This window comes from Aeromonas sp. DNP9, from assembly GCF_001728955.1.
GTDB classification, from domain to species: domain Bacteria; phylum Pseudomonadota; class Gammaproteobacteria; order Enterobacterales; family Aeromonadaceae; genus Aeromonas; species Aeromonas veronii.
In genome coordinates this window covers 206,255-219,664 of record NZ_LYSQ01000004.1, presented here as the reverse complement: position 1 = coordinate 219,664, position 13,410 = coordinate 206,255, and the positions used below count along the sequence as shown (strand labels likewise).

The 13,410-nt window shown below is 60.0% G+C and carries 11 protein-coding genes; 2 read left to right on the top strand and 9 right to left on the bottom strand.

Annotated features, from left to right (window positions below; all coding sequences use genetic code 11):
- Positions 1 to 60 precede the first annotated feature (60 nt).
- The 4 genes from accC to acs all read right to left on the bottom strand — a co-directional run bounded on the left by accC (position 61) and on the right by acs (position 4,596).
- Entirely contained in the window at positions 61 to 1,401 is a 1,341-nt protein-coding gene (accC, locus tag A9G06_RS04325; protein ID WP_005338910.1) for an acetyl-CoA carboxylase biotin carboxylase subunit, read from the bottom strand.
- Between the two features lie 15 nt (positions 1,402 to 1,416).
- Complete coding sequence (accB, locus tag A9G06_RS04320) at positions 1,417 to 1,875, bottom strand: acetyl-CoA carboxylase biotin carboxyl carrier protein (RefSeq protein ID WP_005338908.1); 459 nt, start codon at positions 1,873 to 1,875, stop codon at positions 1,417 to 1,419.
- A gap of 36 nt (positions 1,876 to 1,911) precedes the next feature.
- The gene (gene aroQ, locus A9G06_RS04315) at positions 1,912 to 2,361 is read right to left on the bottom strand and encodes a type II 3-dehydroquinate dehydratase (protein WP_005338907.1); all 450 of its coding nucleotides are present in this window, start codon (positions 2,359 to 2,361) and stop codon (positions 1,912 to 1,914) included.
- A gap of 288 nt (positions 2,362 to 2,649) precedes the next feature.
- Positions 2,650 to 4,596, bottom strand: a complete 1,947-nt coding sequence (gene acs, locus A9G06_RS04310) for an acetate--CoA ligase (protein WP_069554386.1) — start codon at positions 4,594 to 4,596, stop codon at positions 2,650 to 2,652.
- A gap of 166 nt (positions 4,597 to 4,762) precedes the next feature.
- On the opposite strand from acs, the gene A9G06_RS04305 reads away from it, so the two are divergent.
- Positions 4,763 to 5,044, top strand: coding sequence for a hypothetical protein (locus tag A9G06_RS04305; RefSeq protein WP_253182303.1), 282 nt, complete (start codon positions 4,763 to 4,765; stop codon positions 5,042 to 5,044).
- A gap of 57 nt (positions 5,045 to 5,101) precedes the next feature.
- On the opposite strand, the gene A9G06_RS04300 is transcribed toward A9G06_RS04305, so the two are convergent.
- The 5 genes from A9G06_RS04300 to torC form a co-directional block, all read right to left on the bottom strand.
- A complete protein-coding gene (locus tag A9G06_RS04300; RefSeq protein ID WP_253182306.1) occupies positions 5,102 to 7,510 on the bottom strand; it encodes an EAL domain-containing protein in 2,409 nt (802 codons plus the stop codon).
- A gap of 189 nt (positions 7,511 to 7,699) precedes the next feature.
- Positions 7,700 to 8,068 (bottom strand): hypothetical protein, encoded by a 369-nt coding sequence (locus A9G06_RS04295; RefSeq protein ID WP_069554383.1) that lies wholly within the window; start codon positions 8,066 to 8,068, stop codon positions 7,700 to 7,702.
- Positions 8,069 to 8,075: 7 nt separating this feature from the next.
- Positions 8,076 to 8,744 carry a molecular chaperone TorD gene (torD, locus tag A9G06_RS04290; RefSeq protein WP_069554382.1) on the bottom strand — a complete coding sequence of 223 codons (669 nt, stop codon included), beginning with the start codon at positions 8,742 to 8,744 and terminating at the stop codon, positions 8,076 to 8,078.
- A 99-nt stretch (positions 8,745 to 8,843) separates the two neighbouring features.
- The gene (gene torA / locus A9G06_RS04285; protein WP_069554381.1) at positions 8,844 to 11,336 is read right to left on the bottom strand and encodes a trimethylamine-N-oxide reductase TorA; all 2,493 of its coding nucleotides are present in this window, start codon (positions 11,334 to 11,336) and stop codon (positions 8,844 to 8,846) included.
- A gap of 27 nt (positions 11,337 to 11,363) precedes the next feature.
- The gene (gene torC / locus A9G06_RS04280; RefSeq protein WP_083243727.1) at positions 11,364 to 12,530 is read right to left on the bottom strand and encodes a pentaheme c-type cytochrome TorC; all 1,167 of its coding nucleotides are present in this window, start codon (positions 12,528 to 12,530) and stop codon (positions 11,364 to 11,366) included.
- A gap of 145 nt (positions 12,531 to 12,675) precedes the next feature.
- Here torC and torR point away from each other — a divergent pair, with 145 nt between their 5' ends.
- A complete protein-coding gene (gene torR, locus A9G06_RS04275; RefSeq protein WP_042080622.1) occupies positions 12,676 to 13,389 on the top strand; it encodes a two-component system response regulator TorR in 714 nt (237 codons plus the stop codon).
- Positions 13,390 to 13,410: the final 21 nt, after the last annotated feature.

Here is a 13,410-nt window from a genome sequence, read left to right as displayed (position 1 = left end):
TAGACAGAGGCTCCTTGCGGAGCAGACTTCTATCGGAAGTCCGGTCTCTATCAGCGATCCTTACAGACCCAACTTCTTGTGCAGATAGTGGATATTGGTGCCACCGTGCTGGAAGTTTTCGTCTTTCATGATCTCTTTTTGCAGCGGTACGTTGGTCTTGATCCCTTCCACCACCAGCTCATCCAGCGCATGGCGCATGCGGGCGATGGCAATGTCACGATTCTCACCGTAGCAGATCAGCTTGCCGATCATTGAATCGTAGTGGGGCGGTACCTTGTAACCGGCATAAATGTGGGAGTCCCAGCGCACGCCCAGACCACCCGGCGCGTGGAAGCGCTGCACCAGACCCGGAGAGGGCATGAAGGTGGCCGGATCTTCGGCGTTGATCCGGCACTCGATGGCATGGCCACGGATGCGGATATCCTGCTGGGTGATCGACAGGGGCTGACCGGCGGCGATGCGCAGCTGCTCCTTGATCAGATCGATACCGGTGACCATCTCGGTGACCGGATGCTCAACCTGAATACGGGTGTTCATCTCGATGAAATAGAACTCGCCGTTCTCGTACAGGAACTCGAAAGTACCCGCGCCGCGGTAGCCGATCTCGATACAGGCGCGCACACAGCGCTCGCCGATGAACTTGCGCATTTCGGCGGTGATGCCGGGTGCCGGCGCCTCTTCCACCACTTTCTGGTGGCGACGCTGCATGGAGCAGTCACGCTCGCCCAGATAGAGGGCGTTGCCCTGGCCGTCTGCCAACACCTGAATTTCGATGTGGCGCGGGTTTTCCAGGTACTTCTCCATGTAGACCATGTCGTTCTTGAAGAACTGGCCTGCTTCGGATTTGGTCAGGGCTATGGCGCCCGCCAGTTCCGCTTCATTGCGCACCACGCGCATACCGCGACCACCACCGCCACCGGCGGCCTTGATGATCACCGGATAGCCGATGCGCTTGGCAATGGCGGCGTTGTGCTTGGCGTCGTTGTCGACGGGGCCGTCAGAGCCCGGTACACACGGTACGCCCGCTTTCTTCATCGCTTCGATGGCGGAGACCTTGTCACCCATCAGGCGAATGGTCTCGGCGCGCGGGCCGATGAAGATGAAGCCGGATTTTTCGACCACTTCGGCGAAATCGGCGTTCTCGGAGAGGAAGCCGTAACCCGGGTGGATGGCCACGGCACCGGTTACCTCGGCGGCGGCGATGATGGCCGGGACGTTGAGGTAGGATTCGGTACTGGCCGGTCTGCCGATACAGATGGATTCGTCGGCCAGCAGCACATGTTTGAGCTCCCGGTCGGCGGTGGAGTGAACGGCCACTGTCTTGATCCCGAGCTCTTTACAGGCGCGCAGGATCCGCAGGGCAATTTCACCGCGGTTGGCGATGACTACTTTGTCCAACATGGGTGGCGATTTCCCTTATTCGATGATGAACAGCGGCTCGTCAAATTCGACGGCCTGACCATTTTCAACCAGGATTGCTTTGATCACACCGGCCTTGTCAGACTCGATTTGGTTCATCATTTTCATGGCTTCGACGATGCACAGGGTGTCGCCGACATTGACTTGCTGACCCACTTCCGCGAACGGCTTGGCATCCGGGCTGGAGGAGCGGTAGAAGGAGCCAACCATCGGGGAGCGCATCAGGTGACCGCTCGGGGCTGCATCGGCGGCCGGTGCGGCGGCAACCGGGGCGGCAGCGGCAGGTGCGGCAACCGGAGCGGCTTGCTGCATCATCATCTGCGGCATGGCGGTGGTCACCTGACCGGAGAAGTTGCGGCTGATGCGAACGGACTCTTCACCTTCGGAGATCTCCAGTTCGGCGATGCCGGACTCTTCAACCAGTTCAATCAGCTTCTTGATTTTGCGGATATCCATTAGCATTCTCTTTCTTCTTTGTCTGATCAGTGATTATCAAGCCGCGCGCAGATGGTGCACGGCCGCGGTTAAAGCGAATTGGTAGCCATCGGCCCCCAGACCACAAATGACCCCTTTTGCGACATCAGACAGATAGGAGTGATGACGGAACGGCTCCCTGGCATGGACATTTGACAGGTGAACCTCGATAAAAGGGATGGCAACGCCCAGCAGCGCATCGCGAATGGCGACGCTGGTGTGGGTGAAGGCGGCCGGATTGATGATGATAAAATCCACCTGGCCCATGGCCTGATGGATGCGGCCGACCAACTCATGTTCGGCGTTGGATTGCAGATGTTCCAGAGTGACACCGAGTTCGCTGGCGTTAAGCTTCAGATCGGCGACGATCTCATCAAGCGTCTTGCTGCCGTAGATACCCGGTTCCCGTTTGCCCAGCAGATTCAGGTTTGGTCCGTTGAGCAGGAGAATGCGGTGATTTTGCGACATATTGAGTACATCCTCGATGATAATGCTGCTATCTATCAGCTATCTTGTGGACTACCAGAAATCTAGCCATTTTCTGCGCAAATCGGTGTGCCCTGGCACACAGATTTCGCAATTATATTGATTTCGTGAAAATTAGCAGCATTTTACTGGTCTAATCTCTACATCTGGCTATTTATTGCTCGCTTCGGTCGACAAGGCTCCGTGGCTGCCACCTTGCTGTTTGCTGGCGGATGAGAAACGACAAAGCCGGCACAGGGCCGGCTTTATTGGGCAACAAACGAAGCGGGATCAGGCTGCTTCCGACTTCTCGCGGATGAGTTTGTCTACTACCCCCGGATCCGCCAGGGTGGAGATATCCCCCAGACTGTCGGTCTCGCCGGTGGCGATTTTGCGCAGAATTCGCCGCATGATCTTGCCGGAACGGGTCTTCGGCAGCCCCTCCGCCCAGTGAATGACATCTGGCGTAGCGATGGCGCCAATCTCCTTGCGCACCCACTCCTTCATCTCTTTGTGCAGCTCGCGGCTCGGCTCTTCCCCGGCGATCAGGGTGACATAGGCATAGATGCCCTGACCCTTGATCTCGTGAGGAACCCCCACCACCGCGGCTTCGGCGATCTTGGGATGGGCCACCAGCGCCGATTCAATTTCGGCGGTACCCATGCGGTGGCCGGAGACGTTCAGTACATCATCCACCCGACCGGTGATCCAGTAGTAGCCGTCCTCGTCGCGACGGGCACCGTCGCCGGTGAAGTAGCGGCCCGGGAAGGTGGAGAAGTAGGTCTGCTCGAAGCGCTCGTGATCGCCGAATACGGTGCGCATCTGGCCCGGCCAGGAGTCAGTGATCACCAGATTGCCCTCGGTGGCCCCCTCCAGCGGCTCGCCCATGTTGTCCACCAGCGCCGGTTGCACCCCGAAGAAGGGACGAGTCGCCGAGCCCGGTTTCAGGTCGGTGACGCCGGGCAGCGGCGTAATCAGGATGCCGCCGGTCTCGGTCTGCCACCAGGTATCGACAATGGGGCAGCGCTCATCGCCAATGGTGCGGTAGTACCACTCCCAGGCTTCAGGGTTGATGGGTTCACCCACCGAGCCCATGATGCGCAGGCTCTGGCGCGAGGTGCCGGTGACCGCTTCGTTGCCTTTGGCCATCAGGGCGCGGATGGCGGTAGGGGCGGTATAGAGGATGGTGACCTTGTGCTTGTCCACCACCTGACTCATGCGGTTGGTGGCCGGGTAGTTGGGCACCCCTTCGAACATGATGGTGGTGGCACCGTTGGCAAGCGGCCCGTAGACCAGATAGGAGTGACCGGTTACCCAGCCCACATCGGCGGTACACCAGTAGATATCCTCTTCGTGGTAGTCGAACACATATTTGAAGGTGAGGGTGGCATAAACCAGATAGCCGCCTGTGGTGTGCAGCACCCCCTTGGGTTTGCCGGTGGAGCCGGAGGTATAGAGGATAAAGAGCGGATCTTCGGCGTTCATCGCCTCGGGCGGGCAGTCGCTGCTGACGGCTGCGGTCGCTTCATGCCACCAGATGTCGCGGTGGTTGTGCCAGGCGACATTGCCGCCGGTGCGCTTGAGCACGATCACCTTGTTGACCTGGGTATCCGGGTTGGTGAGCGCTTCATCCACATTTTTCTTGAGTGGCACCGGACGGCCGCCACGCAGTCCCTCGTCGGCGGTGATCACGATGCGCGAGCCCGAGTCGATGATGCGACCGGCCAGCGCTTCCGGCGAGAAGCCGCCGAAGACGATGCTGTGTACCGCGCCGATGCGGGTACAGGCCAGCATGGCGATGGCGGCTTCGGGCACCATGGGCATATAGAGGCAGACCACATCGCCGCGGTGAACCCCTTGTGCTTTCAAGACGTTGGCAAACTTGCACACTTCGCTGTGCAGCTCACGGTAAGTGAGTTTGCGATCTTCGGCGGGGTTGTCCCCTTCCCAGATGATGGCGACCTTGTCACCCCGTTCGGCGAGATGGCGGTCGAGACAGTTGGCCGAGACGTTGAGCTGACCATCTTCAAACCATTTGATGGAGACATGGCCCGGATCGTAGGAGGTGTTCTTGACCTTGGTATAGGGTGTCATCCAGTCGAGAATTTTTCCCTGCTCTCCCCAGAAGGCGTCCGGATCCTCGACGGAGGCCTGATACATGGCGGCGTAGTCGCCCTTATCGAGCAGTGCATTGCTGCTGATGTGGGGTTTGACCGGGTAGACCTTGCTCTCGCTCATCTGTCACTCCTTTGAATAGATCTTTTAATGGTTTCTTAACAACTTATACCTTTGGTGGCGGGGGGCAATTAGACTTTTGGATAGGCGGCAACAGTTGGTTACAGGACAAAGAGTGACAATTAATCGGCGAGTGGGTAAAAGGGGGCGTGTCGATTAATTGGAGGTCATGATGTTTTCTTTGTTGCTCTGTGCATCCCTCTGGCAGTTTGATGCGCCAGTGCCCGCTGGCGAACCTCCGAAAGAGTTTGCGATCACCCATCAGGAGGCTTCACCTGCGCTGCGGGATCGGGTGGCCGATCAGCTTGGTCATGCATGGCAGGCCAAAGAGCCCGGTACCAAGCTAACCTTCAGCGAGCCAGCTCCCCGTTATGCTGGCGAATCACCGCTGACGCGCATGCTCAATGATCGTGATGATGGTTGGGAATCCCGCTTGCAGATCGAGTGGTAATCCGGTCGGCAGCCAGGAGGCGGATGCCTCCCGGCTGGTGATGATGATTGCCTGCCGCTATGAGACGTAGCGTTGATGCAGGCGATCTCCCATATGTTCGACATGCAGTGGTTTGCTGAACAGATAACCCTGTCCTTCGCCGCAGTTGAGTGACTGCAAGAAGGCGTGTTGTGCCTTGGTTTCAATTCCCTCGGCGGTGACCTCCATATCCAGACTGTCGGCCAGATTGATGATGGTGCGGCAGAGCTCCCGACTGTTCTTGTCTTCCGGTAATGCCTGCACAAACGCCCGGTCGATCTTGATGCGATCGATCGGCAGGGTCTTGAGCAGACTCAGTGACGAGAAGCCGGTGCCAAAGTCATCGATGGCAATCTGCACGCCGAGATTTTTCAGGCGGGTAAAGAGATCCAGACTCTGTTCGACCCGCTGGATGATGCTCTCCGTCACCTCGATCTCGAGCCGTTCTGGCGGAAATCCGGTCTCTGCCAGAATAGCGGCGACCCGTTCAACGTAGCCCGGGGAGCGCATCTCCCGCACCGAGACGTTGACTGACAAGCGGGGCACCGGCAGGCCGGCGGCCAGCCAGTGTTGTCCCTGCTCGCAGGCGTTGCGCATCACCCACTCCCCAATTTTCTCGATCAGGCCGCACTCCTCTGCCACAGGAATAAAGCGGGTCGGCGCTATCATCCCCTCATTGGGATGCTGCCAGCGCAGCAGGGCTTCCAGTCCGCTCAGGTGGCCGTTGGCCAGATTGGTCATGGGTTGATAGAAAATGCAGAGCTGTTCGAGCTCCAGGGCCTTGAGCAGACCCTGCTCAATTTGCATCCGCTCGCGGGCTCGAGCCGCCATGCAGGGGGTATAGAACTGGAAGCCGTTGCGCCCCTGACTTTTCGCCTCGTACATGGCGCTGTCGGCGGCGCTGACCAGGGTTTCCGGGCTGTCTGCATGATCCGGATAGATAGCGATACCGATACTTGCCGAGATTGCCACCAGCTCATGGGCCAGCTCAACCGGTTCACGCAACACGGTCAGCAGGGTATTGGCCAGGGTTGCCAGCTCGTCAGGCTCCTCCAGATAGGGGATCAGCACCAGAAACTCGTCTCCCCCGAGGCGGGTCGCCAGATCGTTGTGCTGCAGGCAGCCGCGGATCCGCTCTGCCAGCCGCTTGAGCAGCTCATCGCCAACTCCGTGGCCCAGGCTGTCGTTGATCAGCTTGAAGCCATCCAGATCGATAAAGAGCAGCCCCAACCGTTTGCGATTGAGCTGCGCGGTTTTCAGCTCAAGGGCCAGCCGCTCCTGCAACAGATGGCGATTGCCCAGCTCGGTCAGGGGATCATGATAGGCAAGGTGGTTCAGCTCGGCCTCCACCTTGCGAATCGCGCTGATGTCGGAAAGGGCGATCACATAGTGAGTGGTGTTGTTGAAGTTGTCATAGACAGCACTGATCTGCTGCCAGGAGGAGAAGTAGCTGCCATCTTTGCGCAGACAAACCATCTCGCCATGCCAGGCGTTGTTGCCGGGGCGCAGGTGATACCAGGGATAGTCGAGGTCGGTGTAGCGCCTGGGATGCATGATGATATCCGGGGTGTGGCCTATCACCTCCTCGGCATTGTATTGGGTCAGCATGGTGAAGGCCGGGTTGACCGACAGAATATGGTGCTCGCTGTCGAGGATGATGATCCCCTCGGCCGTGGTATCGAATACCACGTTGGCCTGATGAAGTCGCTCCTCCTGACGGCGGCGGGCGGTGGCATTGTGAATGACCCCCATGACCCGGTGGCCGACCGACTCGGTGGCGGGGACATGGTCGGCATGAATATCGACCCAGTGGCGCTCCTTGAGCGCGGTGAGGTAGCTCAGGGTGAGATGGATGGGGTCATGACTTTGCAGGGCGGCCTTGAGCTGGCTGCCGGATTCCGGTTCAAAACAGTCGACGAACGCTTGCAGCCCGCCGTGGAACTGGTTGGCCTCGATACCGAGCAGCGGCTCAATCTGGCCGTCGAACAGTAATCTGTCCTCCGCCACGTGCCACTCCCACACCCCGATTTGGGCCGCTCGCATTGCCAGCTGCAGCCGTTGTTCGGTTTCGTACTGCTCGGTGATGTCCCGTACGATGGCGAGGATGCCGTTCAGCTCCCCTTTCTCATCACGCATCGGGCTGTAGGTGGCCTGAAAGCGGCGGGAGCTGCTGTCGTACGCCGCGGTTTGGCCCGTGATGGCGATATCCACGTAGGGCATGCCGCTTCGCATGATCTGCTGAAACATGGGCTCCAGGGTCGGGGCCAGCTTGGGAACCACCTCTCTGAGGTGCTTGCCCTGATGCTCCTCGATGCTTTTGCCATTGATGTCGGCCAGCACCTGATTGACTTTACGGTAGCGGAATTCGCAGTCAAAGACGCCGATGCCCAGAGGGGCATTATCCATCAGCTGTTCCAGGACGGTGTGATCTGACAGCTGGGTCAACATTGCCTCGGTGTCGGCGTTGAAAAGCTTCCCATCCATGATGACCTCGGCATTGATTGTTTTATCACTTGCATCAGTTGTCAGTATGGCACGAACTGTTTGGCCGGGAGTCAAGCGGAGTTATCTGGTTGTTTTGACGGCAAGAATAGGCAGAAAAACCTGATAAAAAGGATGGAAAAAGGGGGCGAGTGGTTATCCCTTCTGGCGACCAAACGCCTGAATACCGCGCACAAATACCAGCCAGCCGATCAGATGGAACGGGAGGGCAAGCAGATAGAGCAGCAGGAAGTGCGACTCGCTGCCGCTGCTGTTGATGAAGTCTATCCAGGCGGCCAGCAGCGCCAGCATGCCGGCAATCTGGAAGCGGCGGCGCAACACCACCTCGACGCCGAGATTGGCAAGGTAGAGGGTGAGCAGGATGCCGGCAAATCCGGTGAGCTGGGCGGTGCCGTAGAGCTCGCGATCCGGGTTGAACAGCAGCGCGATCAGGGGAGTAATGCCCTGATCCAGCGGGATCAGGGCCAGCAGCCAGCATGCAATCAGAAGCAGGGCTGTCTTCATCGCGGCCTCAGTCGGCGGACTGTGCCGGTTTGACCAGAGAGAGGTAGTTGGCATCCATCTTGAGGAAGACCCCCAGCAGACGGGCACTGGCGCCGTAGAAGCCAAACCGGTCGGCGGCGCGACAGGCGCTTTCGAACTTGTCAAACCAGCCCAGCAGATGACCGTGCAGCAGCGCTTCCTGCTCGTCGAGCCAGCGTTCCCGCTCGGCTGCGCTCTTGGCTTCCGCCGCACGGATGATGAGATTGCCCATCAGATCCAGCTCGATGGCTAGATGATCCGCAGGCTCTTTGTATTTATCGCTGACATTGATACCAAGGCGATCGAGGCGGGCCTGCATCTCGGCCATCGGGGCCTGCATCAGTAGCTTGGCATCGCCGCGGTAGAGCGATTCATAGGGCAGGGCGCCCTGTTTGGGATCCACCAGAAACAGGCCGGCGAAGTCGGCGGCCAGTTCCAGCTGGCGATCCGGGCGCACCAGCAGGCGGGCGATGGCATCGTTGAGCTCGGCCACGGCTTCGCGCATCGGATCCAGGGTAGAGAGGCTTTTCAGGAAGCTTCGCACATCATAGGTGTCATATTCGGCGATCTGCTCATCACTGAGTTCGGCGGCGAACAGGGTGGAGAACCACCAGTAGAGTTCGGCCCGGCGTTCGCTGGTAGCCATAAATTCCTGCATTTTTCCTCCGTGGATGGCAATCGGGAGCCTTGATGGCTCCCGATTCTAACGACTTTAAAAATAAAGGAAACTCAAGGGGGCGCTTTCGTCCCCCCGGGGTCAGAGTGCCGGGAACATGGGGTCGATGCCCTTGGCCGATTCCGGCGCGCCGAAGGCAGTGACGGCGGGCGCCTGTCCGCGGAACTTCTCGATCTCCACCAGCGCGGTATGGGCCGTGGTGGCCTGCGCCAGGCTGGAGGAGCCGATGTCGGCGGTCAGCACGTTGGGATCGCCGTAGGTACAGAGAGTCCCTACCTTGCCACCCTCTTGCGGGCCATACCAGGCTCCTTCCTGAATGCGCACCACGCCGGGGGCGTAGTCATCACTCACCACCAGCCCGGCCAATACCTGACCGCGACCGTTAAATACCCGCACCAGATCGCCGTCCTTGAGGCCGCGGGATTTGGCATCCTGCGGATTCATATAGACTGGCTCGCGATCCTGCACCGTGTAGGTGGCGCGGTAGTTGTCGGAGGAGCAGAGCTGGCTGTGTAGCCGCTTGTCCGGGTGGCAGGATTGCAGGTGCAGCGGGTACTGTTTGCTGCCCGGCCCGCCGTGAGAGCGCTCGTAGGGTTCGATCCAGACCGGGTGGCCCGGGCAATCCCCATAGCCGTAGTCGGCGATGGTCTTGGAGTAGATCTCGATGAGACCGGACGGGGTACCCAGCGGTTCCAGATCCGGCTCCTGACGGAACGACTCGTGGCGTACCCAGGGTTGGCCCGCCGGGAAGGTGACGAAGCCTTCCCCGTGCCAGAACTGGCTGAAACGGGGCAGACGAATGCCGATACCGCGACCCTGCAGGCGGGCGTCGTCATAGATGCTCTGGATCCACTCCAGCTTGCTCTTGCCACCGGTGAACTCGGCCTCGCGACCGAAGCGACGGCAGAGATCGGCGAAGATGTCGTAGTCATCGCGCGCCTCGAACAGCGGCTCCACTACCTTGTACATGGCCAGAATGCCCGCGTTGGAGTGAGAACCCCACTGCTCGATATCATCCCGCTCATAGGTGGTGGTGGCGGGCAGCACGATATCGGCGAAGCGGCAGCTGGCGGTCCACTGGTGATCGATGCTGATCACTGTTTCCAGCTTGCGCCAGGCGGCGACCATCTTGTTGCGATCCTGCTGGTGGTGGAAGGGGTTGTTGCCGCAGAACACTGCCATCTTCATATGGGGGTAGGTGATGGTCTGGCCGTTGAAGGCGATCTGCTTGCCCGGATTGAGGATGCAGTCGACGAAACGGGCCACCGGAATGTATTTGGAGTAGCCCTTCCAGTCGCCATCATGGAGCGGCTTGACCCCGGGAATGACCGAGCTGAAACCGGACATGATGGGGCCGCTGGAGGTGATGGTGCCCGCTCCGTTGTAGTGCCAGCCAAAGCCGTAACCGCCCCCCGGCAGGCCGATCTGGCCAAGCATGGAGGCCAGAACCACCAGCATCCAGGCGTACTGTTCGCCGTGGTGCATACGCTGCACGCACCAGCCGCCGATAAGCTGGGTGCGGCCGCTGCTCATGGCGCGTGCCAGCTCGCGGATGGTCTCGGCTGGTACGCCACAGATGGCCGCGGCCCACTTGGCATCCTTCACCTGACCATCGCTGGTGCCCAGCAGATAGGGCAGGAACTTGTCAAAGCCGGTGGTGTAGTTCTTCAGGAACGCCTCGTCGTGGCGCTTCTCGCTGTAGAGGGTGTGGGCGATGCCCAGCATCAGCGGTACGTCGGTTTGCGGATTCAGGGTCACCTGATCGCAATTGAGGTACTTCTGGGTCTTGGATTTGACCGGATCGACACTGATCACCCGGATCTCGCCCTTGGCCACCTTCTCTTTGAGCTGCGCCCAGTAGTCGTAGACGCTGTGATCCGGCACCAGCCAGCCCACCTGCAGGTTCTTGATGGGATCGGAGCCCCAGATGACGATAGTCTTGCTGTGTTCCAGCACCAGCGGCCAAGAGGTTTGCTGCTCATACACCTCCATGGCGCCCGCCACGTGGGGCAGGATCACCTGGGCGGCACCGGTGGAGTAGTCACCGGCCTTGGCCAGATAGGTGCCGTGCAGGTTCATGGCACGCCCCAGCATGGCGCCAGCGGAGTGCAGCTTGCCCACCGACTGCCAGCCGGAGTGGCCGGCATAGAGGGCGCTCGGGCCATAAGTTTTCTGCACCCGCTCCAGCTCGTGATAGAAAAAATCGAGCGCCTGGGACCAGGTGACCCGCACGAAGCGGTTCTGGCCACGTTCGCTGGTGTCGGACTGGTGGCCCTTGCGCAGCCAGTCCAGTCGCACCATGGGGTAGCGGATGCGGGAGGGGTTGTAGACCACTTCACTCAAGGCCTTGAGCATGTCTGTGGGGTGCTTGTCGTGCTCGAACGGCAGGGTCTCGACCCAGCGGCCATCGACCACCCTGGCACGGAAGGCGCCCCAGTGGGAGCCGGACTGCACCAGTTTTTCGCCTGACTCGGCGGCCATCACGGTGCGACCGAGCAGGGAGGGGCCGATCAGGGCAGAGGCACCGCTGGCCAGCAAGCCACCCAGAAAACCACGACGGGAAATATTGATCATCTTGTTATTCCTCTTTCGAATCCGGACTTAGTGGCTGCCCTGACCACCGGTATCGGCGGCATGGTTTTGCAGGTATTTGAGCAGGGTGCGCTCCTCTTCCTTGCTCAGGCGATAGTAGGCAGACATCGCCTTGAGCCCCGAGATCCAGCCGTTGGCAGTGAAGTGAGCGGGATCCGGCGCGCCGTGGCAGGAGTTGCAGGTGGATTTGTACATCTCGCCGGCGTAATCCCAGATCGGCTTGAGCGAGGACTCAAAGCCCTTGCCATCGACCCAGGCTTGCACCTGAACCTGTTCCCACTTGATATGGGTGGCGCTGTCGGTCTCCTGTTTGAGCACTTTCTCGCTCGCTTTCAGTTCGTCACGGATGGTGGCGACGAAGACCCGCTTGCCCATGTATTCGCTCAGCACCCGGCCCTTGCCATCGCTCTCGCGCCACCCTTCGATGGTCACCTTGAGGCGATCGCCGCTGCGGTCCACCACGTCGATGCGGGAGGCGGGCAGCAGTTTGCCGACCGGGTCGCTGCTCTGTTCGCTGGCATAGAGATCTTTTTCACCCAGGTTGTAGAGGGTCTCGGTGGCTGGCGCCTCTTGCGCGTCGTTGACCAGGGTGGCGTAAGTGGCCCGGAAGCCGCCCGCCATGTTGGGCAGTTCGTGGGCGATGCCCTTGTGGCACTCGATGCAGTTCATGTTCTTCGCCGCCGCATCTTTCATCGCCAGCGCAGCCGCCGGGGACTGCTTGGCGTGATCCATGTTGTCGTAGCTGTGGCAGGACTTGCAGGTCTTGGAGTTCTGGCTACTCATCCGTGCCCACACCTTCTCGGCCAGATGCAGGCGCCGGTCCTCGAACTTCTCCTGGGTGTCGATGCTGTGGCCTATGTACTCCTGATAGAGGTCGTTGGCTGCCTCCATCTTGCGGGCCACCTTGCCGACGAAATCCTTCGGCTGGTGACAGTCGGTACAGACCGCCTGTACCCCTGAGGCATTCTTGAAGTGGATGGACTCCTTGTACTCCGGATAGACGGTGTCTTTCATGGAGTGGCAGGAGATACAGAATTCGAGGCTGCTGGTTTTCTCAAAGCCGTAGTGCAGGCCGACGGTGCCCGCTAGGGTGACGCCGACGCCCACCAGAAGCAGCGCCAGTACCGACCAGCGACGGCTGGGGGTGCGCAGGAAGTGCCACAGTTTTTTCATCATGCTCTCTCACATCACTTTTTTGATGGGAGCCATGATAGGGAGGCGTTGTGAACAGGGCTGCCGCCACAAATTAATGAAATAGGGGTATTTATGACAAAATGTGAATAGAATAATCCTCCCTTGTCGACCATCGTGAACCCTGCCCATGAGCTACCACATTCTGGTTGTTGAAGATGATGCGGTTACCCGCGAGAAGCTGACCGGCTATTTCGAGCGGGAGGGCTATCGGGTGACGGCGGTCGAAAACGGCCAGGAGATGCGCGCCGTGCTGGCGGAGCAGACGGTCGATCTGGTGATGCTGGACATCAACCTGCCGGGGGAAGACGGCCTGCTGCTGACGCGCGAGCTGAGGGCGCGCAGCACGGTGGGGATCATTCTGGTCACCGGCCGCAGCGATGCGGTGGACCGGATTGTCGGCCTCGAGATGGGGGCCGATGACTATGTCACCAAGCCGTTCGAGCTACGGGAGTTGCTGGTGCGGGTCAAGAATCTGCTGTGGCGGATCTCGCTGGCGGCCGCCGCGCCGAGCGAGCCTGCGGTCGCTGACGATGCGGTGCGCTTCGGCCCCTGGCGTTTTGACATTCCCCGTCGCCAGCTCAGCAAGGACGGGGTGCCGGTGCGTTTGACCAAGGCAGAATATGAAGTGCTGGTGGCCTTTGTCGCCCATGCCGGGCGGGTGCTCAGTCGGGAGCGGATCCTGACCCTCATCAGCCATCGCGGCGATGGCCCGAGCGATCGCACCATCGACGTGTTGATCCGGAGGCTGCGCGGCAAGATGGAAGCGGATCCGCGGGATCCCCAGCTGTTTGTCACCGTCCATGGTGAAGGCTATCTGTTTGCCGGTGAGATAGCCTCCTGAGCCCGTTACGGTGGCCTTGAC

Coding starts and splice junctions, on each gene's coding strand:
- accC (WP_005338910.1), bottom strand. CDS start 1,401: ATGTTGGACAAAGTAGTCATCGCCAACCGCGGTGAAATTGCCCTGCGG.
- accB (WP_005338908.1), bottom strand. CDS start 1,875: ATGGATATCCGCAAAATCAAGAAGCTGATTGAACTGGTTGAAGAGTCC.
- aroQ (WP_005338907.1), bottom strand. CDS start 2,361: ATGTCGCAAAATCACCGCATTCTCCTGCTCAACGGACCAAACCTGAAT.
- acs (WP_069554386.1), bottom strand. CDS start 4,596: ATGAGCGAGAGCAAGGTCTACCCGGTCAAACCCCACATCAGCAGCAAT.
- A9G06_RS04305 (WP_253182303.1), top strand. CDS start 4,763: ATGATGTTTTCTTTGTTGCTCTGTGCATCCCTCTGGCAGTTTGATGCG.
- A9G06_RS04300 (WP_253182306.1), bottom strand. CDS start 7,510: ATGTTGACCCAGCTGTCAGATCACACCGTCCTGGAACAGCTGATGGAT.
- A9G06_RS04295 (WP_069554383.1), bottom strand. CDS start 8,068: ATGAAGACAGCCCTGCTTCTGATTGCATGCTGGCTGCTGGCCCTGATC.
- torD (WP_069554382.1), bottom strand. CDS start 8,744: ATGCAGGAATTTATGGCTACCAGCGAACGCCGGGCCGAACTCTACTGG.
- torA (WP_069554381.1), bottom strand. CDS start 11,336: ATGATCAATATTTCCCGTCGTGGTTTTCTGGGTGGCTTGCTGGCCAGC.
- torC (WP_083243727.1), bottom strand. CDS start 12,530: ATGATGAAAAAACTGTGGCACTTCCTGCGCACCCCCAGCCGTCGCTGG.
- torR (WP_042080622.1), top strand. CDS start 12,676: ATGAGCTACCACATTCTGGTTGTTGAAGATGATGCGGTTACCCGCGAG.